The following is a 24,425-nucleotide window of genomic DNA, read 5'->3' as shown; positions in this document are numbered from 1 at the left end:
GATGACATTGGGCCACGTTCCAACATCCCATCCCCAGCCGATTGTCTCACTGTATACGATGCTTCCTGCTTGGCTTGCTTGTGGAGGAAGGGGAGCGGTGACGGTAACATATGTCGTGCTAGATTTTGATGCATCTTGCACACTTGTTGCGGTTACAGTTGCAGTAGTTGTATACGCTGGAGCTGTAAAAAATCCGGATGAATTAATTGACCCGGTATTAGTGCTCCACGTAACGGCACTGTTGTAACTTCCTGTGCCGTTTACTATCGCATTGCATTGTGAAGCTTGATATATCTCAATGGAACTCGGCGAACAGTTAACACTCACTCCTGTGATTGTTGGAGCTGTCGGCGTCCATTTGGTAGAGGAGAGGAAAGAGGGGAACCAGATGTCATCGACATAAAACGTCATTGCTTGCGCGGCTTCAATAACGAATCCGCCTACGATGCGATTTGATGCGTTGATATCGGTGAGCGGTATTGCTACGTCATACCATTGTGCAGGAGAAAGATTTCCTCCGTTCACATACGCGGCAACATTCACATACTGCATTGGCGCGCCACCTGTATCATAGAGAGCAACATACAAATTTTGCCCCGCGAGACTTCCGCCGTTCACCGAAAAACGAAGCGTCTGACTTCCGTACGTTGCCGTATTGAATCCATTCGTTTTGAGATAGAGGCGAGCCCATGAGGCATAGGTAGTTACTTGTATGCCACTCGTTCCATATTGGTGTGTTGAAGACAGAGTGTTGGCTGATGTGTTTGCCCAAGGGTATAGATACCAACCGTACTCGAGCTTGTCGCTGTACGCGATGAGACTTGGCGAGACAGTGGTGAGATAGTCTTGTATTGACCACCCTTGCTGTCCCGTGCTCCATCTCATGTACCACCACGTGTATCCGTCTGCCACTGTCGAGCCGTTGTCTGTCGTTCCCGTACTGCCAGAAGGCATGGTGGCGATAAGAGTGCCCGAAGCGCTTGGTGTAGAACGAGTGTTTAGGTTTGCCGTTGCCTGCACTGCATCGTGCAGAACAATAGCAAAAGATGCGGATGAGAAGAGAGCGAAGATGCTCCCGATAATCCAGAGTCGAAGAGAGTACTGTGTGCGTTGCATGATGACCTCCTATAGGTCTGTATTGGTCTGTCAAAGAAACAATCAACTCCACAATTTTTTGTGGAGATCTGGAGTAAGGGTAGCACGGAGAAGATGGTGGGTAAATAGGGCTACATAGGGGGATATTTTGACGTGGGGATATTGTGCAAATGAATCCACAGTGCACGTGCTGGAGTTCAACTAGAATTTATAGTAAGGTAGGAGACTATGGCAAGCAAACATAACAAAATTATTTGGGGAGTAGGATGTATTATTTTTATATCTGCGTTTTTTGTGATTACTCGAAGCACCGTTGATGTTTTCCATCAACAGGCGTTCGCGCAAGAGACGGGAGCGTTTGTGCAAAATGCGGCAACCGTTCGTTGTGTGAATAATTTACCCGAAATAACTCTTACATGGAAGTCACAGACCGGTGCGCTCTATTACAGGATTCAGAGAAAAAACATTTCAAGCGTACCATGGAGCGGAATTCTTGATAGCCAAATTAGAGATACTCGTTATGTCGACGTACTATGGAGAAGCGACTACGGTGTCGGGACATTTTTCTACCGTATCGAGGCAGTACGATCCGATGTTAATGTTTATTCGAGCGAGGTCTCAATTGCAGTCCCGGAATGCAGACAATCTGGCACAACTCCAACACCAACTCCCGTAACGCCACCTCCAACAACTGTTGTTCCGGGCAAAATGCCACCATGGATGAAGTGGGGAGTGTATACAGGATGGCAAGCTACCTCGATCACAGAATTTGAAGCGCTTACCAACAAAAAACCTGACATGGAAATGGTTTTTGTGCATTGGGGCAATGAAACACAATTTCCTTTTTATTACGGAGCACGTATTCGCGACAAAGGAAGAACAATGGTCCTTTTTTGGGAAGCAAGTGATTACACACGGGACCCTTTCACACAGCCGGAATTTTCTTTTGACGCGGTTCTTACGGGGAAACTTGATTCTTATTTCACAAACTTTGCTGCGGGAGCAAAAACATATGGCGGTCCCATCATCATCATCCCGTATTCAGAGTTCAATGGAAAATGGATGCCGTGGGGAGGTGGTGTTGGAACAAATACTCCCGAAAAACTCATTGCCGCGTATCGCTACCTTCATAAATTTTTTAAAGACATCCCTAATGTAAAATTTGGGTGGTCGCCCAACAATGGTTCAGTACCCAACATTGCGACAAATCAAATGGAGCTTTATTATCCCGGTGATGATGTTGTTGACTATGTCGGGGTGGACGGATTTAATTTTGGCGGGGTAGAGGAGCAGACATTCGCACAAGCATTTAGCAACTCTCTCACACGTCTGAAGCAGTACAACAAGCCGGTCTATATTTTTTCTTTTGCTTCAGCGGGAGGCCCGGGAAAGGCTGCGTGGATCAAAGATGCGCTCACGGTACAACTCTATAAATATCCTGAAGTTGTCGGATGGCTCTGGTTCAATCAAAATAAAGAACGAGACTGGCGCGTATCGTCAGACCCAAACTCACTTATTGAATTTGTAAACGCCCTTCCTTCCGCAACGGGCACTCCCTCTCCTGTTCCCACCACATCAGCTATACCAACGGGACTCTTAGCCACTACGGTTTCAACTTCGCAAATCAATCTGTCGTGGAATAGTTCTACTGCTAACGTAGGAGTCACGGGCTACAACATTTATCGCAATGGCACACAAATCGCATCCGTGGTCACTACATCATACAATGACACAAATCTTTTATCGGGAACCTCATATAGTTACACGGTATCCGCGATTATTACCGGGGGGAGCTCGTCACCTCAATCATCTCCCGTTTCTGCTACCACGACTGCGGTAATCATCGTCCCTGATACCACTCGGCCAACAGTCTCACTTTCCACACCTGCAAGCGGCACCACGGTATCAAACACAGTCACTGTTTCTGCCACCGCCTCTGACAACGTGGGTGTCATCGGTGTTCAATTTAAGATTGACAATGTAAACCTCGGAATCGAAGACACTAGCACACCGTACTCCGTAAGTTGGAATACAACCTCTGTAGGAAATGGCTCCCACACACTCATCGCAGTAGCACGTGATAATGCTGGTAATACCACTACATCGGTAGGGTCTATTGTTACGGTATTGAACAGTATTGTGCTCCCGCTTGATACCACACCACCGACTCTCTCGGGAATAACCGCGTCAAACATTACTACTTCATCAGCGCTCATTTCTTGGACGACGAATGAATTGGCCGTATCACGTGTGATCTACGGGACTTCTTCCACGCTTCTTACGCAACAACTCAACAATTCTTCGCCCGTCACTTCTCATAGCATGTCGCTTATCAATCTTAAGCGTCGCACTACCTACTCATATCGCGTAAGCTCCGCAGATACTTCGGGGAATACTGCGACGTCATCTCTTGTTACATTCACCACCACCAAAGGAAAGCCTTCCACGGTGAATAATCTTCAGGCATCCAACGGATCAGTGGCTCTCTCTTGGGAAGCTCCAAAAAATGATTTTGTAGCTCGAATCGAAATCTACCGCTCCTTGCTAACATACCCTACTAATACCGACTCGTCCTCACTTCTTGTCACGCTCACTGATCCGTCTGCGACATACTATCGAGATGCATCCGTAACCGCAGGTGTCACTTATTATTACACCGTGTACACCGTGGACGATCTAGGGATTTATTCTGACCCGTCCAAAATTTCCTTCACCACACAAGCCCCACCCACTTCAGGTTCTTCGGGCTCATCAACTGGCGGTGTTGCAACCGGCAGTTTGGGATCGAGTGGCACCTCGGGAGGCACCACGTCATCGGCGGGTACGACCGGCGGTGGTGGAGGCGGTGGCGGTGGAAGCAGTGCCTCATCGGGTGGTGGAGGTGGAAGTGGTAATGGAGGAGTGGGTGATACTTTGGGAAGCACCACATCATCCGCGGGTACAGCCAATAGCGCGGGAACGGGAGGCAATGCATATCCCAGCGCTTCTTCTCAACCGGCGAACCAACAGACGAATCAACCAACCACACAACAAATTATTAGCCACTCGCGACTCACTGGTCCCTTTGGTATTGGACAACAAAGTGATGAAGTGAAAAAACTTCAGGAGATGCTCATCGCCGACGGCAGTTTAAGCGGAGAGGCAACCGGCTACTATGGACAGCTCACCACGCAGGCAGTAAAAAAGTTTCAGAAAAAATACAACCTTGTTACCACAGGAGCTCCCGATACCACTGGCTACGGTCTTGCCGGTCCCGGAACCCGTGCCAAGTTAAATGAACTCTATGCTTCGACAAGCTCAGCACAAGGTGCAGAAGGGGGAGGCAGTGGAGGAATATCCACTGACCGTGAAGTGCTCGTGGCTTCACTTCAGAAACAGGTACTTGAACTTATGAAAATATTGAAGGGACTTATTGAGAAGCTTGCGACACTTGGCGTAGCGCGGAGCCAATGAGCAACTTTTCAATAATTTATACCACCCCAAATTAAAGTCTTCCGTTAAGTCGTTAAAATTTCGAGCGAGACGAAGAAAAAATATCGAGGCATATCCGAGATATGTCGAGGATTTTTTGCAATTCTATCCAAACGTAAAGGTAAATGCTCGCAACCCTGGGTTCTCAATAATAATCTCGAGTATGTGTTCCTCTGAAGTTATGTTTGCAACGAGAGTGTAGAGCTGATCTCCTTGTATTACTACAAACCCATTTTCATCAACATCTTTACCCGGTGTTTCAACAACCTTTCCATCAACGAGAATTTTTGCTCGCACTTCTTTTTCAGCCGAGGCGACCATGTATATATATTGCGCTTTGTAGCCGAATATGATGCGCGCGTTGCTCTCCGTGTTTTCGGCGAATTCATCTTGGATATTCCATGTTCCCACAAGGTTGAGATGATTGAGGGACGAATTTTGGGGGCGAATAAATGTTTGTAAGCCCGTTTTTCCGGACAGTCCGTTTACGAGAAGCGAATTTCTCCCAGAGCCAAAATACACTTCAGGACTTCCCACATTGCCCGCTGTGGTACTGTCCACCTCATTTTTATTGAGAATCGTTTGGGGAATCACTTCAGCAATTCCAAGTTTCTGTGAACGCTCAAGAAGGGCTTTCTGAATTCTTTTTTCGGCCTCTCCATATCCGCCTTCTCCGATATGGTCGTACACAATATAGCCGTCAATATCAATGAGATATTTATGGGGCCAGAATCGGTTGTCATACGCATCCCATGTAGAATAGTCGTTATCAAGTACCACCGGGTATTTAATGTCCAATCTTTTTGTCGCTTCGGCGACATTTTTGTAAATTTTTTCAAACTCAAACTCCGGAGTATGGAGCCCGATAATAACAAGACCGTTATCCTCATATTTTTTATACCAGGCATTGAGGTAGGGTGTTGTACGTTGGCAATTAATACATGAATAGGTCCAGATATCGAGGAGCACGACTTTTTTCCCGATAAATTCTCCGATGGTGATCGGTTTTGCAGATCCGTCAGCGGCTTGCGGTGTGTTGATGAAACCATCAGGTGTCGTGATTTCTTTTGCGACCGGATATTTTCTATCCTTCTCCTCTTTATTTATTACATTGGCAGCTGTTTTTACTTCTACTTTTCCGCCAATTGAATCACGCGAAACTTTCTGAGAATTCAAATACGAAATACTCACAACAACGGTAGCCACAAGTATCACCACCACGATCGATTTTTGAATACTCATAGTATTTAGGTTATGCAAGAGATTCCTTTTTTACTGCAGTAGAAGCAAGGTAGGAAAGAAAGCCGGGAATGAGAGGCAAGATGCACGGACTTAAAAATGACCCCACACCGGCGAGGAAAGAAATACCAAAGTTAACAATTGTAAGCGAATTAATACCGCCGCCAATAGAGGTTACCAAATTTAAAGATAGAAGAATATTGGTAAGAAACTCCAGATTTGCGACGCGCGAGAGAGTTCCCGTAAAGACAAGGACGCCAAGGGCGATCAGCATAACGCCAAAAAAATATTGGAAATATTGAAGTTTTTTCCCCATGCGGTTGATAAGCGCTTGGGCTTGATTGGTAAAAAGTCCGACCAGAAGAAATGGAATTCCAATCCCGAGCGTATAAGCGAAGAGGAGTAAAAACGCACTTCCTGCCGCCGTTGTTGCAAGCGCCAAGATTGCGCCAAGTGCCGCGGAAACACACGGAGTCCAGCCTACGGCAAATGCTGCGCCAAAAGCGAATGATGTCAGATAATGGGAGCGAAATTGGTACTTGATCGAAATTTTATGATCGCGTTTCAAAAACGCCGGCGTGAATAACCCGAGTAAGAAAAACCCGAATAAAATAATAATGATGCCGCCGATTCTGCCTAGCCATTCTTGGACCGTGTAGGAAACATTTGAAAGTATGGTTTGCAAGAGCACTCCAACAAGCGAAAATACAAGCGAAAAGCCAAACACAAAGAAGACGCTTGAGAAGAAAATACTCCAGTCGCGTTTGGGTTTTTCTGCCATGTTAGTTTTGTTAGTTTGAGTGGCGTATTCCATATTATTGTGCCAGTGCTTTGTTTATTTCTGTGAGATATCGCGCTTTATTCCATCCATCCGGCGCTTTCAAAATTTGCTTGCCGTTCTTCACAAATACTTTCGTGTGCTGATAGGGGATACCATACTCTCGTGCCAAATTTTCTTCATCCTTGTCGGTGTCGCTATCTTTGTAGTTGATGCGAAAACCAACCACCTTGTCGGTTGTTAATTCATTGAAGGCGGGGAAGAGGGCATTTGCGGTTTCTTCTTTACATATCGGACACCAGTTGGCATAGAAATAAAGTACTACCAATTTATTTGTTTTAATTGCCGCGTCATAATCACCCTTGTTGAAATCGATGAGTGGAGATGACTTTCCTGCAAGAACTGCTCCCATATAATTTGTCATCATTTTTTCTTGTCCAGAGCCTGTCGAAGGATTCATCATCCCCTCGACTCCGCTTGGGGCACGTGCCCCAGTATCCTTCATCATCGCGTGGTCAGAGGAAATATCTGCACAGGCAGTATAAATTTTTGCTTCAGCCCCTGATTTGTGCACATTCACCGAGAAAGGAACTTCCTTCCAGAGATTACTATACGACATAGTGAGAATTGTCTCGGATTTTCCACTAACGACATTTTTCAAAGGATGCGAAACTGTTCCAATTGTTTTACATGTTCCCAGATGGATATGCGCGGGTTGCGAAACATATTTCGGCGCGCCGAGAAGCGCAAGCACTACTTTCGTGGTATCTTCTCCAGCTTCAGAAAAGGTAACGGTTCCTGTCTCTCCAGAATTATTCTGTGTGGCAAAGTTATATGTCAACGTACCCATCTCATCCATCATCCTATCGTCTATCACTACCTCACTCTTTTTTATAGTAACAACATCCCCAGAATTTTGTTTTTCTGCAACATTCTTTTGTGAGAAATAGAATGCTGCGCCCCCCAGTGCTACAAGAATTATCACGACGATGATGGGAGAAAATCCTCCCGCGAAAAGTTTTTTTGAACCATGTTGATTTTTTGTATTCATATGACTAACTATTAATTAATAAACTGATACATAATAAAAACTCATAATTTCATTCGTGCCCACATGAGACCTGCTATTTTTGCGGCGATCATTATTCCGAGCACGAGTACAAGCCAAAGGGCTTCATTGTGGCGAAGTGTTTGAATGATAATTCCTGCCACCAATGCTCCACCCCCTGCAAGGAATGCAACCCTATCTGCAATCATGCTATGGAGCGATTCGCGTTCGTCCGTGGGGTGTTCTTTCCATACAAACATGGCGAATATGCCGAATGCCACAATCAATCCACCCATGATTATCATCATCACGACATCCGGCATAAAAAGCATGAATGGATCAATAAAAAACAAAAGAAGGAATCCAAGCGCTAGTGCGACCATGATTTCTTGCAGAGATTCATTTCTCATACATGTTTTAGAATAAAAATATCTTCAACGGACTTTTTGAAAAATTTTGCTAATTTGAGCGCAAGTAATATAGAAGGGGAGTAATTACCACGCTCAATTGCAATTATCGTCTGACGTGTTACGCCAACTGCTCCCGCGAGTGCCTCCTGGGTGACACCCGATTTTTTTCTTAATTCCGTAATGTTGCTTACCAATAACTCTTTCATACATCTTCACATAATATCGAAGGACATGTGAATGTCAAGTTTACTTTACATAAGAGATGTGGATAAATGGCTTGAGCCACTGTCGAAAGAGTGTGGGGAGGAATCCGCGCGGGGCAAAGACTTTACAAAACAGATGGGATAAAAATCAGGAATATTTTGAAGCATGTAATACTCCCGCAAAAGCATTTCAAGAAAATATGCGTGAGGTATGGATGCGTGACGGAGTGGAAGTAACGATTGATACATGTCCTGGATTAAATCCATTTGTAGAGGTTGAGGGAGCAAATGAGAAAATAGTGCGAGGAATATCCAATGAATTAAATTTTGATTTCGAAAAAGCTGTTTTTGGCAGTATTGATCTAGTATACGAAAAGGAACTGAGTATCCCTGCCGAGACAATTGTTCGTTTGCCGGAAATTACTTTTGCAAATCCGCCAAAGAAAAATGTCGCGTGAGATTGTAAGCTGATACGCAATGATTGGCCTACTTCCTTTATAAGTAGTGAGGGAAAATCGTATCAAAAAATTTTTCTAATATATTGAGACATAATATTTGCCGCGCTGGATTTCCCTGTGTACATATCACGGAGGGTATGGTCGAGATTTTGGAGTTCAACCCATTTACGTTTAGCTGCGGACACCGCCCTTTCATAGATTAACTGTTGGGATTTTTTCGGGACAACGGTGTCGTTTACTCCGTGTAGAAAAATAAATACGCCGCGATAGTTATCAAGAGAATGAAGTAATTGTTCTGTGTGTGGCAAGGAAGATAGTAAAGGTTTTATTGTTGTGGGACTTTTACCACAACCACTTCCCGCCATAATTACCACTTGCATTTCAGAAAGTACTTCCGGAATACCAAGAAGGGTCGTGCCTCCGAATGACATACTCACGCACCCCCATCTGTAATCTTGTGAGAAAATATTTTTATTGCAGTACTCAAAGGCATTCTCAATCTCGACACACTCTTGTTTAAACGTTTTACCAACAAAAGCATCTCTTTCGTTCCTATCTTTCAATCGAGAAGTTCGCACAAAGATCAGGTGATAATTGTCACGCATCAGTTTTACGAGCTCATGATCCCAGGAAAAGTTCAGCACTTCTTCCCTCGGCACATGTTCACTATAAATACCTTTTAGCACCAAAATGATATTATTTGACGAACGAATGCTCGGGTAATGATATATTTTTACAATATCTGAAAAAAGACCCTTTATCTCATAAGTTTCCATGGATAAATAATACCCCCTTACTCGTAATGAGCAAAGGGGTATTGAATGTTAACGAAACTCGGGCAAAATACCTGTGTCAACAAGACTTACCTCATATCCCGCCTGTTTTATAAAGTTTTTGCCCGCGCGGGTTCTTCCCTAAACCCAGTAGATTCTCCCATACTGAGGAATTTACCGGTACGCGGGGTTGACAAAATATTTCAACGTGTTAGATTAAGTGATACGTATAGAACAACTGGGTTCTTACGTCATCTATAATAATTTTACTAACAAGGAGCTCTAGATTAGTGCTACTAATCTAGAGCTCCTTTGTTTATGTAATATGCGAGAACTCATAAAATTTATTTGCGTCGGGTTGCTGAATACGGCAGTAGATCTTGCTGTCCTTAATGTACTTTTTTTCGTCTTTATAGGCGGAGCTCAAGGGTGGTTGTATATCGTCTTTAAATCTGCCTCCTTTCTTGTAGCGGTGATAAACAGCTTTTTCTTTAATAAGTATTGGGTTTTTGCAAAGCGGGGCTCTCCGGAAATAAAAGAGTCGGCTCTATTCCTCAGCATTTCTACCGTGGGGCTTTTTATAAATGTCGGTATCTCTTCCGTCGCTTTCTTCATTCTCACACATATCTTGGATGTCTCTCCGGGTCTTGCGGCAAACATAGGAGCACTTTTTGGATCGGGTGCTATTTTCCTCTTAAATTTTATCGGGTACAAATTTATTGTTTTTAAAAAACAATATGAGTAATTTAGCACTTTCTATAATCATACCGGCATACAACGAAGCGGAACGTATTGGAGTAACGATTGAGAGCCTCAGGAGATATTTATGCAATAAAAATTTTCAATACGAAATAATTGTGGTTGACGACGGGTCAAACGATGGCACACCCGATATTGTCCGCACGTATCAAAGCAGTATACCAGGTCTTCGTGTTCTCGAAAATGAAAAGAACCGCGGGAAGGGGTATTCCGTTCGCCACGGGATGAGTGTAGCCTCCGGCGCGCATCGACTATTTATGGATGCGGACAATTCTGTTGATATCTTGCACCTCGATATGTTTCTTCCATGGATGAACAAAGGATTTGATATAACAATTGGCTCGATACGCACGCTCAATGCGGCAGTACATGAAAAGAACGGTTGGCACAGAAGAGTGCTTGGAGATCTTTCAAAATTTCTCATCCGTGCTGCGACACAACTTCAGGTTAAGGATACCCAACGGGGTTTCAAACTTTTTTCCGCACAAGCAGCGGAGACAATTTTTCCCCTCCAGACCATAGAGCGCTTCGGCTTTGATATCGAGCTTCTTGTCATTGCAAAAGAAAACAGACTTGCGGTGAAAGAGCTCCCGGTTGCTTGGGTGAACCCCGGCGGTTCAAAAGTGAGCCTCACCTCATATGTGCACACACTTTGGGAGCTTTTCACAATCATTCGAAATCGCGTTTTCGGAAAATATTCGGTGAAAATAAATAAATTTTTGAGATTTGACTCTTCTAAAACTTCTTACAAAATGATACTGATTTTTCTCGGTATTATTTCATTATTTCTTTTAATTTTAATAAAATCAAAAACTGTCGTTGAGTTTCAAAACGATCCAATGCTTTTTGTTTATTCAATTTTTGTTACAACATTTATTTTTTCAAGATTATTCAGTTCTTTATTCTACAATCACTCTTTATCAAAAGTGATTGATATTAAGAATAGTCAGAAAGAAGAGTATGAGCCACTTGTTAGCTTTGTGATTCCTTGTAAGAACGAAGCTGAAGCTATTTACAAAACGATAACTCAATGTTTTGAGTCAGATTACCCTAAAAACAAACTAGAAGTCATTGTAATAAACGACGGCAGTACAGACAATACAATGGAGGTTTTAAAGAAAATAAAAAGAAAATACAAAAATCTTATTATTGTTAATTGGAAAATAAATAAAGGCAAACGGTATGGAATGGCAGAAGGATTTAGAATATCAAAAGGTGAAATAATCATTCAACTTGATAGTGATAGTTATATCGAACCTAAAACTTTTAGAAATTTAATAAAGCCGTTTCAAAATTTGGAAATTGCCGCTGTTTGTGCCCACGCAGATCCAACAAATGCAAATAAAAATTTTATTACAAAAATGCAAGCAGCGTATTATTTTATGTCGTTCAGAATACTAAAGGCCGCGGAATCAGTTTTTATGTCGGTGTTTTGTTGTAGCGGATGTTCTTCTGCTTATAGAAAGAGTGTGGTCTTGCCGATTTTAGACGAATGGCTTAATGAGATGTTTCTAGGAAAGCCTGTTACTTGGGGTGATGACAGGGCTTTAACAAGTTGGATCTTAAAATTGGGTCATAAAGTTATCTATACAGACAAGGTTAAGGCTTTTACGATTGTTCCTGATAATGTAAGACAACTTTTTAAACAACAATTGCGATGGAAAAAGTCATGGATAATTAACGGTATTTTTACCTCCCGCTTTATTTATAAGCAGCATTTATTTATGGCCTTATTTTATTTTTTCCCTTTATTACTAATTTCTTTTTTAACTCCTTTTATGGTATTTAGAGCAATGATTTATTCACCTATTGCTAAAGGAACATTGCCAATTTACTACATTCTTGGTTCTATGATGGTAACCACGATTATCGTAATTTTTTATCGTTTATATGCTCCAAAAAATAAACACTGGCTCTATCTTTATGCATGGTCATTTTTAAATATTATAATTTTTTCTTACATTATTATTTATGCCGCTATCCGCATCCAAGATCGGGGGTGGGGAACAAGATAAATTTAAAAATATGGAAAATTATCTTAAAAATATAAAAATATTGTTTTCGGCAACTATTTTATTGCTGATAATGGGCATTATTATCGGCATTTCTGTGCTTAAAGACAGTAATTTATTTACTGCACAACATATATCGCAGGTAATTGACTATCTCCATTATAAATCGTCTTTTACTTATACTAATGATAAAAACTTAACAGCCTCAGTAATATCAATTTTTGCTAACACTAGTCCAAGTATTAAAGGTAATGATGTTGCAAAATCTATTCCTGTTTTGTTGTACCACGGCATTATTAACGAACCTGACGGATCGAATATTTTACTGAAAAATTTTAAGGAACAAATGTTTGCGCTGAAAAAAGCTGGATGGCAAACAGTAAGTATTGAAGATTTTTATAAATTTATGAAAGGAGAAAAAGAGCTTCCTGATAAATCCTTTCTCTTAACGTTTGATGATGGCAGAAAAGATAGCTATTATACAACGGATCCACTTCTAAGAAGTTTGAGTTATACGGCAGTAATGTTTATTGATACCGAACATTCCATAACGTTAGGCGGAAATAAGTATTATTTATCTCCACAAGAGCTTAGGGTGATGCTGAAAAGTAAACGATGGGAAATACAGTCACATGGCAGAATGGCTCATTCTCTTTATCCTATAAGTAGCGAAGGAGCCATGGGAACCTTTCTCGGTAATAAATTATGGCTTCATGATAAGGAAAGTATTGAAACAGATGAAGAATTTAGACTGCGAATAGAAGCAGATATTGCAGGTTCAAAAGATGATATCCATCAAGCATTTGGAGTAGATGTAAATGGATTTGCCTATCCTTTTGGTGATTTTGGCCATATTTCAAAAAATTATCCTGAAGCAGAAAATGTTGTTTTGGATACGGTAAAATCAGTTTACCCGATGTCTTTTTATCAAGTTTGGCCGCGGAAAGGTTTTAGTTTTAATTATCCGGAAGGAGAGCAATTTTTGGTTAAAAGAATTGGGGTTAGGCCATATTGGAGCTCTGATAATTTGTTAAAAGTACTAGACACTGCAAAAGAGAAAAACCTTCCCTATATTGATAATTTTAGTAATTATAATGGGTGGTTAATAAATGATGGAAAACTATCAATAGAGAACACCTCGATGATTCTAGGTTCTAATTCTTCAACGGGAAGTTCGGTTTTCCTTGACGGCTCTTACTTGTGGAAAAATTATATTTTTAAAAGTAACATTAGATTATTGAAAGGAAAATCTTTTTCATTACTTTCTCGATACAAAGACAGCGACAACCACGTTTCTTGCCAGTTTACGCCCGAGTATATAAGAATAGAATATGCGAAAGAAGGAAATAAAACATTAGTACAGGAGAAAAAAGGAAAATTTGTATTTATTGGAAGAAATCGTGAAGTAGGAATGGGAGTGAATGATAATGTAGTCGATTGTTATATAGATGGCGAAGTGGCATTAAAGAGTGATGGTGTAATTAAAATACCTAATCATGGAGGAGTCGGTTTTGAAACATGGGATCCAGAGGTTAATAACAGCGATATAGTTATCAAAGAAATTTCTGTTGAAGAAATAAAATGAAAAAGATTTTAGTAAAATTATCGCATTTCTTGATTCCGTGCCTTATCTTAGGTAGTACACTTTTTATCCTAGGATCTCTTGTCAGTTCGCAGCCATTTGGCCATGATGAATCTGTATATTTGACAGAAGCACGCTCGTGGATAGATGGTTCGCCTGCCGATGAATTTAAGATTTATAGACCAATTGGGATGGCCGGTTTCGGTTGGATTTTCCTCAATTTTGGTGATTCTGAAGTCTTCGTGCGCTTCTTTGGTGTGATTTTCGGCGCAGTAGCTCTTCTTTTTGTCCATCTGCTTTTTAAGCGGATGTTCAATATTTTTGTTGCCCTCGGCATTACTATTACTGTCGGAACATCAACCTTATTTTTACAGGAAGCCCCGTTATTTCAAAATGATGTCCCTTCCTCGGGTCTTTTAATCGGGATTCTTTGGTTGCTCTATATTTATTATGAGAGTGCGGGTAAAAGTAAAGTAATATATTTTGTTGGACCATTAGCTGCACTCGCTTTTTATCTTCGTTACGGTGTAGTGAGCGCACTCGGAATAATCGGGGTCTTAACACTCCTTGTGTTGGTACCTAAATTTATAAAAAAAGAGGGTGTGGATTACTCCAAGTTGGGAACTTCGCTCATTATTTCCATTCTTTTATTTGTTCCACATTTTATACAATCTCTTGTTGTAGAAGGGAAATTGTTGGGCATCTTGAGTCGCAGCGGTGAAGCCGCGGGTCGTCAATATCTTGGCGAAGGATTATTAGACTATATAAGGTTGCTGCCAAATGAACTTGGAGGTTGGGCACTTGGCATTACTGCGATTATTGGTACTATCGTGACCGTCGTTATTATTTTTAGAAAAAATTTACGAGAAAATTATGCAGGTTTACTGTGGATTGGGAGTATCGGACTACTTAATTTCATAGTAACGGGATTGTTGGTACACGCTGAAGCCAGATACGTTTTCTTTCCTATGGTTCTTCTCTCGGGAACAGGTATCGCAAGTCTTTATTATTTGATGCGAAATTGGCCAAAAGCATTTATTAATTCATTGATAGCAATTTTTTTGTTAGGTGTAATGTTTTATGGAGTAAATAGTTATCAGGAAATTAATTCATTTTTTAGAACAAAAGAAATGGATCTATATTCTGTTGCATATGTTAAGGCATCGGAAGCAATTCGTTATGATAGCACAGATAATAACGGCTGTGCAATATGGGCAATTCCAACTAATCGCCCAAGAGTTTCGTGGTACTCCAAATGTAATACACTAAAAATTAACAATGCAGCTACCTTTAAAAAAGATTTTCGTATTCATTTAAGAAAAGATCATTACAGCATAGTTCGCGCTACACTAAAGGAGCCACAGATTAATCAGGATGTGGCTGTGGAATTTGATATTATTTTAACAGAAATATTTCGCACAGAAAATTTATCTAAATTATATGGCGGCGATTTAATTGTATATCGTGTAACAAGAAAGAATTCCGATGAAGAGGATTACCTCAATCTTTTGGAAAAATGATTGTTAGAAATAAAATGAAAAACTTTTCTTTTGGGTATGGTAGGATTGAGTAGCATAGGAAACAATATCAAAACTGAATGAATTATATACTCTTAAATAAAATGAAAAAATTAACAAGAAATCAAAAAATAACAATAGTCGGAATTATAATAACAGCAATTATCGGACTTCTTTCATTTGTATTTAAAGAGCAAGGAGGTAACGGGAACTCCGTCTATAATGTTTCTTCTCAAGATCAAGGAGGGGGAGTAACGGCAGGGGTTGTAAATATCGGAGAGATTCCACTCCAACCCAGACGAATATCAGATGAATTAAAAAAAAGCTTACAAGAAACTAAAAAAATCAATAAGCTAAAATGTATTTATGTAGAGAACAGGCAAAGTAAAGAATCTCTGCAATTTGCTTCAGAAATAAATAACTTTCTCAAGGGCGAAGGAATAGAAAGCATCTTTTATTCTGGGACAATGTTTATGTTGAACACTGATATTAATCCTTCCAAGGAAGGTGTTATTATTCAAGACGAATCTCATGCCGACAAATCTAATGATTGCGTATATATTTTTATATTAGCTCAATTGGATCGTTAGACAAGAAATAAAACTCAATAAAATGAAAAAGTATTTTTTAGGATTTTTAGTCACGGTATTCTTTGTCGGCGGGATTCTTGCATGGCAGAGTCTATATTTTAATAGAATTGCCGCACATATTATATTGTTGTCGGATAAACAGGCGGCTTCAGTCGCGGCGATAGTAAATTCACCATTTTATTACACTTTCAAAGTTGACGGTGTTCTTGATGAGGCGGGGAAAATGGATGATAGCTCGAGTCCTTATTGGTGGTTAAATTCCGGGGGTCAGTTTTATCTCAAAGATGGCATCGGCAAGACTGTTCAGAGAGAACTTGCAAAATTTAATAAGTGGCGTTTGACTTATGCTGCTTCAAATCCGATTGACACAGACAATGGTTATCATCCGCAAAATATTTTTCGGTTAGTTACCAGAAGCAAATGGAGGAATTTCAGCCAAGAAGCATCTTTCCAAAATGTGAAATTAAACATGAGTACTAGCACGAACAGAAATGCTTCAAACGGCATTCTCCTCGTTAATCGTTATCAAGATGGCAATAATTTGTATTATACGGGTATACGGGTTGATGGGGCGGCTGTTATTAAAAAGAAAATAAAGGGGGTATATTACACTATGGCGTATAAGCCGTTTTATAAAGCTGATACGTTATACAATCGCGACACTAATCCGAATCTTATCCCTACCCTTAAATGGATTGGTTTAAAAAGCGAAGTTAAAACAAATTCCGACAATACAGTTAGCATTAAGCTTTTCATTGATAAAGACAAAACAGGGAATTGGGTATTAGTCGCAGAAGCCAAAGATGACGGCAAAAATTACGGCGGGGTGCCGATCTTAAACGAAGGCTATGCTGGCATCCGCACCGATTTCATGGATGTTCTGTTTGATGATTATAGAATTGTGAAAATATAGCGGGCAAAATTTGGAAGCAAGGCTTCCAAGTTCTGTTTGTGTAATGGAAGGTGGGGTGATTTTCTACCCAAACGTAAACGTGGCCGCGCGGAGACCATGGCATGGTGGATGACTAAGTCTCGCTATGGTATACTGGTGGGCATGAGAAACATCATCCAATTTCAAATCTCCGAGAGCGATGGGGGCTATGTTGCAGAGGGCGTGGGCGTACCTATCGTGACACAGGGAGATACGCTTGACGAGCTTACTGCGAATATTCGCGAAGCAGTTGGATTGTATATAAAAGATGAAAATCTCGCCGAACTGGGCTTTGCTACCACCCCGTCAGTATTAGTAAATTTTGAACTTCCTACGCTTGCGCATGTCTAAACCAAGGCGGCTTTCAGGATTGGAAATTATAAAAATATTTGCGCTTTTTAGTTTTACAATCGAGAGCCAGAGGGGAAGTCATGTGAAGCTTGCGCGTTTTGAAAACAACAGAAAACAAGTCCTGCTCATTTCGAATCATAAAGAATTGAAAACAGGTGCCGTTGTAGGCATATTCAAACAAGCCATGCGGTATATTCCAGAATCAGAACTTCGAAGACATTTTTATTCTGACTGAATCTTTGTCCTGTGTTTCAACGCAAAAACCTTGACAATAAGTTGATTTCGTGTAGAATACACATTAACAGTAGTCATTTACATGTAAATACGGCGCCAATAGTAAGCAGATTCATTTTTTGAACTAATCTCTCGCAACCGGCGAACATTAAAAGGAAACCACAAATATGGGTTTCCTTTTAATGTTGTGCAATCAAAGAAGGAGCGGTATACCAATATGGCGCTTTGATTGCATCGCGTGTTTCTTAAACGACTCAGTGTGCCTAAGACGTTCTTCATATACGCATGATTGAATTTATAAAATTTTTTATTATTGGGATACTCAATACAGTAATTGACTTCACTGCACTTAACCTGCTCATTCTTTTTTTTGGTATCGGCACTAACGGAGAATTTTATATTTTGTTAAAATCCGCTTCTTTTTTAATTGCGGTAGCAAATAGTTATTTTTTCAATAAATATTGGGTTTTTCGAAACGGAGGAGATCCACACGTGAAAGAGTCATTCTTCTTTTTTACCGTCAGTTTCATTGGATTTTTACTCAATGTTTCCATTTCGTATTTCGCATTTCTTTCTATCAATGCCGTATACGCAGTATCTCCTCATCTTGCTGCGAATATCGGCGCAATTGCCGGTACGGGCGCCGTTGTCCTCTGGAATTTTATCGGGTATAAATTTTTTGTATTCTCTAAAAAACATGAATAAAATATTTATATCGGTCATTATCCCCGCATATAACGAATCTAAGCGAATCCACGAAACGCTGGGGAGCATTGAACAGTATTTCAAGGGCAAAACATTTCTCCATGAGGTTATTGTCGTGGATGATGGTTCTTCAGATGGAACGCCGGATTTAGTTTTAGAATACCAAAATAGGATTTCCCGCTTACGTGTTTTAGTGAACGAAAAAAATCGTGGGAAGGGATTTTCTGTTAATCGGGGCATGCGTGCCGCGCATGGAGAATATCGGCTTTTTATGGATGCTGATAATTCCGTTGATATTTCACATCTCGATATATTTATGGGGTTAATGGGTCGAGGGTACGATGTTGTTATTGGCTCCATTGCTCTTGACGACGCTTCAGTGACAGAAAACAGTGGGTGGCATCGAAGAATACTGGGTTGCATTTCTCACGTGTTGGTTCGACTCCTCGCCGTCTCTGGCATAAAGGATACACAGCGAGGTTTCAAGCTTTTTACTTGTGCCGCGGCAAATAAAATTTTTCCGAAACAAACTATTGAGCGATTTGGCTTTGATATCGAGATTTTGGTCATAGCACGAAAACACAAGCTTAAAATCAAGGAAGCGCCTGTCGCGTGGATTAATCCGATCGGCTCCAAGGTTACTCTCGGATCCTATTTTCAGACGTTTCGCGAGCTTTTGGTAATCGTTCGTAATAGAATTTTCAATAAATATTCCACAGAAACACCGTAAATCTTGGCATGAAAAATATTTTACAAAAAATTTGGCAATACATACTCGGTCCCGAACATGATACACACATGATGTCTCTACCTGCCGACAAGAAACACTATGAGGGGTTTATATATAAGGGAAAAGAATTTATCCACCACAGTGAATTGCATCACTTTGAAACGGCCTTTTTTAATTTAATCAGACGACAAAAAATATTTCTCATAAGCTTTGTTATTTTTATTGTACTTGTTTTCGTCATTGATTGGCATCAAAGTCTTGTTGTGCTGTTTTCGATTCTCACGGCAATTTATTTTTTTGATTTTCTTTTTAGCGCATTTATTACGTATCGAACATTTCACACGCACCCTGAAATAAAAGTAAGCGAGGAAGAGCTCCATGCTTTTGATAAAAATACATGGCCGACCTATACGATATTTTGTCCATTATACAAAGAATGGCAGGTTGTTCCGCAATTTACCGAGGCGATGCTAAAGCTTGATTATCCTACGGACAAACTTCAAATCTTATTTCTCCTTGAGGAAGATGATGCAGAAACGATAAAAAAGATTAAAGACGCAAATTTACCGAGTCATTTTGAAATTATTGTGGTACCACACTCAAAGCCAAAAACGAAACCAAAGGCGATGAACTACGGTCTTCGGCATGCACGCGGTGAATACATTGTAATTTACGATGCGGAAGATGTGCCAGAACCTGATCAGCTCAAAAAAGCGATTATTACATTTCAAAAGAGCGCTGAGGAAGTTGTGTGTGTGCAGGCGAAACTCAATTTTTATAATCCAAATCAAAATATTTTAACGCGCGTGTTTACTGCCGAGTATTCACTGTGGTTTGATCTTGTATTGCCGGGGCTCCAGTCGATTTCTGCTCCGATCCCGCTTGGCGGCACGTCCAATCATTTTCGTGCCGATAAACTTCGTTCGCTTTCAGGGTGGGATGCATTTAATGTAACTGAAGATTGCGATCTTGGCATGAGACTTTCACGAAGGGGATACAGAACCGCAATCGTTGATTCAACAACATACGAGGAAGCAAATTCAGATATGCTCAACTGGTATAAACAGCGAAGCAGGTGGATTAAGGGATACATACAAACGTATTTTGTTCACATGCGTCATCCAATTAAATTAATCCGAGAGGGAAGAGGGAGGGACTTATTTCTATTTCAATTTATTGTTGGCACTAAAATCATGTCGCTCTTTGTTAATCCGGTGATGTGGGTGACTACGGCAATTTATTTTATATTTCGCACAGAGACGGGTCCCTTCATCGAGTCTCTTTTTCCAGGGCCCATACTCTATATTGGCGTGTTCTCTTTTATTTTCGGCAATTTTCTTTCACTCTACTACTACATGGCTGGATGCGCCAAGCGAGGGTACAACGACATTATTAAATATGTTTTTTTAATTCCATTCTATTGGCTTGGTATGAGCTTGGCAGCGTGGAAAGCCGTATACGAGATATTTGTAAAGCCTCACTATTGGCATAAAACGCAACACGGATTACATTTGAGCGGAACTCTGGTAAAAGATGTTGTCGTACAAAAGGCGTCTAGCAATACTTTCGGGTTTCTTCAGTCGGGTGCTGGTACGCTCGTATTTTCTTCGATAGTGGCGAATAGTATAAATTTCATTTTTAATGCATATCTTGGAAGAGAATTAACACTTGAACAATTTGGGATTGTGACAATAATAAGCACGTTTGTATACATATTAAGTTTGTTCACAAGCGCACTTTCAACGACGGTTACCCATGTTGTTTCTTTCCTTGAGGGGAAACACATCGGAGCAAGTAATCGATTTTTTCGAAGAACATGGGTTCCCGTTTTTATAACGGCAGCGGTTTCAAGTTTTGTGTGGCTCTTATTTGTCCCGAAGATTGCGCAATTTTTTCAAGTGGAGAGTTTTATTATAATTATCTCGTTTGCTCCAGCCATAATTCTTGGCGCGCTCGATTTATTCAATAAGGGGTATTTACAAGGAACGTTTAATTTTAAAACAACGGCCGCTGTGGTTCTTTTTGAGGTTGTATCAAAACTTGCGATGGTGATTGCACTGGTACAATTTGGATTTCAAGATTTTGCATCTTTTGCGATTCCTGCGTCTATTGCACTTGCCTCGGTTAGTTCAACGATTGGCGCACTCTTGGTGTATCGCAGATTACGCAAAACACCCAGGGTGGCACTTGAAAAGGGAAAGTTTCCAGGGAGCTTTTATTGTGCTTCATTTGCAAGCGGTATTTCGATTGCAGCATTTTTAAGTATTGATGTGATTTTAGCAAAGCATTACTTGAGTCCGGATGATGCCGGCAGGTACGCAATGCTTTCCTTGGTGGGGAAGATGATCTACTTTTTCGGTTCGCTTCTCAATATGTTTATTGTAACCGTGGTAAGCCGTGCCGTGGGCAAGGGGACAAGTCCGCGCAAGGAATTTGGAAAGATTTTTGCAGGCACCGCATTTCTTACGATATCAGGAGGATTAGGATTGAGTTTACTCGGTTCATTCTTGGTCCCGCTCCTGCTCGGCGAAAAAGCTCGTTCGATCGTTCCTTTTGTATCACTGTATGCAACAGCCATGACACTTTTTACCTTGTCAACGACAATCGTTCTCTATCAACTTGCACGCAAAAACTATATGTATCCGGCCATATCCCTGCTCATGTCCGTTTTGATGTTCTTAAATATCGTCAGTTCGCATACATCGATCAATGAGTTCGTGCATATTATTTTTATCATTAATATCATTTATTTTTTTACCGTTGCTTTAGTTTATTTTTCCGAAGACGCATTTATATATGTATATCGAAATCTGCGGGATATCGTTTCCGTTTTCAAAAAATTACCAAAAGATCGAAAACCACTTCCAGGACAAGCAAGGATTCTTATATTCAACTGGCGCGATATCGAGAATTCCCATGCCGGTGGCGCTGAAACATATATTCACGCATTGGCAAAACGTTGGGTGAATGGAGGTCACTCGGTAACTCTTTTTTCTGGTAATGACGGTAAGCAAACACCCAACGGCTCTGTTGATGGCGTACGGCTCATTCGACGCGGAGGATTTTACGGTGTATATGTTGCCGCATTTGTATATTATTTCTTTAAATTCCGAGGAAAATTTGATGTAATCGTAGATTGTGAAAATGGTGTACCATTTTTTACCCCCCTGTATGTGAAAGAACCAGTCTATTGTCTCATTCATCATATCCACCAAGAAGTATTCCGAAAGGCGCTCGTTTTGCCCCTCGCAATACTTGCGGGATTTCTGGAAAAAAGATTCATGCCACTTGTGTATCGGCATAGCAATTTTATTACGGTGTCAGAGTCGTCAAAGCATGATATGGAAGCACTTAAGATCACCGACAAAGAAATACACGTTGTGCATCCCGGGGTAGATCTCGAATTTCTTTCACCTGGTGTAAAATCATTAGTGCCGATAGTTTCTTATGTTGGTCGATTGAAGGACTATAAGTCTGTCGACTTACTCCTTAGGGCATTTGTGGATGTTCTCGAATCGATACCGGAAGCACAACTTGTGATAGGCGGGGATGGTGACGAAGGAGATAGTTTAAAGCGTCTTGCGGGAGAACTTGGCATCGTGTCCAAGGTATCATTTCTTGGAAAAGTAACCGAAGAGAATAAGCGCGATATTATGCGAGCATCGTGGGTGTTCGTCAATCCGTCGATGATGGAGGGGTGGGGGATAACAACCATCGAAGCAAATGCTTGTGGGACACCTGTCATCGCATCGGATGTGCCAGGGTTGCGTGATTCTGTACGGGACGGTGAGACTGGTATTTTGGTACCTTATGGGAAAATAGATGTATTGGCAAAAACTATTAAGCAGTTACTTCTCGACGAATTAAAGAGGGAAACCCTTTCTACTCAAGGAGTTGTATGGGCTGCAAATTTTGAATGGCAAAAAAGTAGTGATGCATTTGTTGATATTATTTTAAAACCTAAATTTTTACCGGTTAATTATAAAACTTCTTTAGTAGATTCCGTATGATGTTTCGAATATATATATTGATCCGTCGAATAATTTACGTCACCCTTGGGACAATCGGTGGGGTGTTGCGCGTGCCCCCAAAGGGTGTTGTGGTTTTTTGTTATCACAGTATCGCCGAAGATGTATGGCGATTTAGCGAGAATTTCGATGAACTTAAAAAGCAGATTGAATTTTTACGACTACATCGCAAGGCAATATCGATAGATGACCTCTTCCTGCACGTAAGCGGGAAACATGTTATTAAAGAACCATCCTTCCTTATTGCATTTGATGATGGGTATAAAGATATTTTACGGACGAAGGAATATTTTAAAGAGAGAGGAATAAAACCAGTTTCTTTAGTGTTGGGAGATTCCCCGCATGCAAATCAGAATGAACTTGGCGGTGATCGACCATTTCTTTCGTTAAGCGAGATTCAGGAACTTAAAAAAAGTGGATGGGATATTGGGTGTCATAGCATGACCCATCAAGATTTTTCATCGTTATCAAAAGAGGAGCGAGATTTGGAAATTATTGAATCAAAATTAAAACTCGAGTCGATATTGGGTTTCCCCATAAAATATTTTGCATATCCCAAGGGTGTTTATTCTGATGAGATTCTTCAATCCGTTAAGCAAGCTGGATATAATCTAGCATTCTCGATGGATGAAGGTTTTGTAAATACGGGAGATGATCCAATGAAGGTTTTTCGTATCGGTGTCGATAGGACACATTCATTTATCGAGTTTAAATACTTAACATCACCACTCGTCATTTCATTTCGCCAGCGGGTAAAATATTTGGGCGCGCTATTGAAGAGATAAATAATTTATGAATCAAAACATTATTATAAACACAATGCGTTCAATACGAGCGTTCGTCACAAAAAACCTTTTCCCCAAAAAGGGGTATTTTCTCTTCCCCGCAAAATCTCTTCGACCAATAAGCGCGAAGTTTGGTTTCGATCGCGGAACGCCAGTAGATCGTTCATATATTGAGCAGTTTATTCGTCTGCATGCCGCGCACATAAAGGGCGTGTGTCTTGAGATACATGACAATTATTACACAAAGAAATTCGGCGGTTCTCATGTTACAAAAAGCGATGTTCTTGACATCAATGCCGACAATACTCAAGCAAATATTTATGGCGACTTGAGAGACATCCCCGACATTTTAAACGACACTTATGATTGTGTGATACTTACTCACACGCTTGGTGTTATTGATAACCATGAGGGAGCGGTTCAAGAATTACTTCGAATATTGAAACCAGGTGGAGTTATTCTTGTGACGGTGTCTGCAATGGGGGTAGCACAGGACCCCGCGCATTGTTTCTGGAGATATACGCCGGCAGGACTCAAATATTTGTTTAAAAAATATCTACCCGATGGTAATATTGAAACCACCTCATATGGAAATGTTCTCTCCGGTCAGGCGTTTTGGGTTGGGCTTGCGGCAGAGGAACTTTCTGCTGAAGAATTATCGTACAACGATCCAAGATACGCAATCGTGTCGGCGGGAGTAATACAGAAAAAATAATTATACACCAT

22 protein-coding genes are annotated in these 24,425 nt (G+C 40.8%); 15 read left to right on the top strand and 7 right to left on the bottom strand.

The genetic code is table 11. From position 1 onward, the window contains the following. Positions 1–1,116 (bottom strand): hypothetical protein (locus Q7S11_01390; protein ID MDO8572406.1); only part of this gene is annotated, 1,116 nt, incomplete at its 3' end. Positions 1,117–1,323: 207 nt separating this feature from the next. Here Q7S11_01390 and Q7S11_01385 point away from each other — a divergent pair. Then, positions 1,324–4,548, top strand: a complete 3,225-nt coding sequence (locus Q7S11_01385; protein ID MDO8572405.1) for an Ig-like domain-containing protein — start codon at positions 1,324–1,326, stop codon at positions 4,546–4,548. Positions 4,549–4,671: 123 nt separating this feature from the next. On the opposite strand, the gene Q7S11_01380 is transcribed toward Q7S11_01385, so the two are convergent. Genes Q7S11_01380 through Q7S11_01360 form a run of 5 tightly spaced genes read right to left on the bottom strand, consistent with a single transcriptional unit; the run spans position 4,672 to position 8,235 of the window. Next, positions 4,672–5,808 carry a redoxin family protein gene (locus Q7S11_01380; protein MDO8572404.1) on the bottom strand — a complete coding sequence of 379 codons (1,137 nt, stop codon included), beginning with the start codon at positions 5,806–5,808 and terminating at the stop codon, positions 4,672–4,674. Between the two features lie 10 nt (positions 5,809–5,818). After that, a complete protein-coding gene (locus Q7S11_01375) occupies positions 5,819–6,619 on the bottom strand; it encodes a cytochrome c biogenesis protein CcdA (protein ID MDO8572403.1) in 801 nt (266 codons plus the stop codon). A 1-nt stretch (position 6,620) separates the two neighbouring features. After that, positions 6,621–7,634: a thioredoxin family protein gene (locus tag Q7S11_01370; GenBank protein MDO8572402.1), complete on the bottom strand. Its 1,014-nt coding sequence runs from the start codon at positions 7,632–7,634 to the stop codon at positions 6,621–6,623. A 41-nt stretch (positions 7,635–7,675) separates the two neighbouring features. Next, positions 7,676–8,041, bottom strand: a complete 366-nt coding sequence (locus Q7S11_01365; protein MDO8572401.1) for a hypothetical protein — start codon at positions 8,039–8,041, stop codon at positions 7,676–7,678. Next, positions 8,038–8,235 (bottom strand): helix-turn-helix transcriptional regulator, encoded by a 198-nt coding sequence (locus Q7S11_01360; GenBank protein MDO8572400.1) that lies wholly within the window; start codon positions 8,233–8,235, stop codon positions 8,038–8,040. The genes Q7S11_01365 and Q7S11_01360 overlap by 4 nt, the downstream gene beginning before the upstream one ends. A gap of 68 nt (positions 8,236–8,303) precedes the next feature. On the opposite strand from Q7S11_01360, the gene Q7S11_01355 reads away from it, so the two are divergent. After that, on the top strand, positions 8,304–8,702 hold the full coding sequence (locus Q7S11_01355; GenBank protein ID MDO8572399.1) for a hypothetical protein: 399 nt from the start codon (positions 8,304–8,306) through the stop codon (positions 8,700–8,702). Positions 8,703–8,764: 62 nt separating this feature from the next. Here Q7S11_01355 and Q7S11_01350 read toward each other — a convergent pair whose 3' ends face one another. Next, positions 8,765–9,478, bottom strand: a complete 714-nt coding sequence (locus tag Q7S11_01350; GenBank protein ID MDO8572398.1) for an alpha/beta hydrolase — start codon at positions 9,476–9,478, stop codon at positions 8,765–8,767. Between the two features lie 322 nt (positions 9,479–9,800). Here Q7S11_01350 and Q7S11_01345 point away from each other — a divergent pair, with 322 nt between their 5' ends. From Q7S11_01345 to Q7S11_01285, 13 genes are all read left to right on the top strand, one after another. Continuing rightward, positions 9,801–10,220, top strand: coding sequence for a GtrA family protein (locus Q7S11_01345; GenBank protein MDO8572397.1), 420 nt, complete (start codon positions 9,801–9,803; stop codon positions 10,218–10,220). Next, positions 10,213–12,249 carry a glycosyltransferase gene (locus tag Q7S11_01340; GenBank protein MDO8572396.1) on the top strand — a complete coding sequence of 679 codons (2,037 nt, stop codon included), beginning with the start codon at positions 10,213–10,215 and terminating at the stop codon, positions 12,247–12,249. Before Q7S11_01345 ends, Q7S11_01340 begins: the two co-directional genes overlap by 8 nt. Positions 12,250–12,259: 10 nt before the next feature. Continuing rightward, positions 12,260–13,831 carry a polysaccharide deacetylase family protein gene (locus tag Q7S11_01335; GenBank protein ID MDO8572395.1) on the top strand — a complete coding sequence of 524 codons (1,572 nt, stop codon included), beginning with the start codon at positions 12,260–12,262 and terminating at the stop codon, positions 13,829–13,831. Beyond that, the gene (locus tag Q7S11_01330) at positions 13,828–15,348 is read left to right on the top strand and encodes a glycosyltransferase family 39 protein (protein MDO8572394.1); all 1,521 of its coding nucleotides are present in this window, start codon (positions 13,828–13,830) and stop codon (positions 15,346–15,348) included. The genes Q7S11_01335 and Q7S11_01330 overlap by 4 nt, the downstream gene beginning before the upstream one ends. Before the next feature lie 101 nt (positions 15,349–15,449). After that, entirely contained in the window at positions 15,450–15,935 is a 486-nt protein-coding gene (locus Q7S11_01325) for a hypothetical protein (protein ID MDO8572393.1), read from the top strand. A 22-nt stretch (positions 15,936–15,957) separates the two neighbouring features. Next, entirely contained in the window at positions 15,958–16,848 is an 891-nt protein-coding gene (locus Q7S11_01320; protein ID MDO8572392.1) for a hypothetical protein, read from the top strand. A 141-nt stretch (positions 16,849–16,989) separates the two neighbouring features. After that, complete coding sequence (locus Q7S11_01315) at positions 16,990–17,217, top strand: type II toxin-antitoxin system HicB family antitoxin (protein MDO8572391.1); 228 nt, start codon at positions 16,990–16,992, stop codon at positions 17,215–17,217. After that, a complete protein-coding gene (locus Q7S11_01310; GenBank protein MDO8572390.1) occupies positions 17,210–17,452 on the top strand; it encodes a type II toxin-antitoxin system HicA family toxin in 243 nt (80 codons plus the stop codon). The genes Q7S11_01315 and Q7S11_01310 overlap by 8 nt, the downstream gene beginning before the upstream one ends. Before the next feature lie 284 nt (positions 17,453–17,736). Next, positions 17,737–18,156 carry a GtrA family protein gene (locus Q7S11_01305; protein MDO8572389.1) on the top strand — a complete coding sequence of 140 codons (420 nt, stop codon included), beginning with the start codon at positions 17,737–17,739 and terminating at the stop codon, positions 18,154–18,156. Beyond that, positions 18,149–18,886: a glycosyltransferase family 2 protein gene (locus tag Q7S11_01300; protein ID MDO8572388.1), complete on the top strand. Its 738-nt coding sequence runs from the start codon at positions 18,149–18,151 to the stop codon at positions 18,884–18,886. The genes Q7S11_01305 and Q7S11_01300 overlap by 8 nt, the downstream gene beginning before the upstream one ends. 8 nt (positions 18,887–18,894) lie before the next feature. Next, entirely contained in the window at positions 18,895–22,896 is a 4,002-nt protein-coding gene (locus Q7S11_01295) for a glycosyltransferase (protein ID MDO8572387.1), read from the top strand. Then, entirely contained in the window at positions 22,893–23,699 is an 807-nt protein-coding gene (locus tag Q7S11_01290; GenBank protein ID MDO8572386.1) for a polysaccharide deacetylase family protein, read from the top strand. Before Q7S11_01295 ends, Q7S11_01290 begins: the two co-directional genes overlap by 4 nt. Before the next feature lie 7 nt (positions 23,700–23,706). Continuing rightward, positions 23,707–24,414 (top strand): methyltransferase domain-containing protein, encoded by a 708-nt coding sequence (locus Q7S11_01285; GenBank protein ID MDO8572385.1) that lies wholly within the window; start codon positions 23,707–23,709, stop codon positions 24,412–24,414. Positions 24,415–24,425: the final 11 nt, after the last annotated feature.

The organism is bacterium, assembly GCA_030648955.1.
GTDB lineage: Bacteria > Patescibacteriota > Minisyncoccia > Phycocordibacterales > JAUSHB01 > JAUSHB01.
The sequence above is the reverse complement of the archived record's forward strand: the minus strand, read 5'-3'. Positions and strand labels throughout refer to the sequence as shown.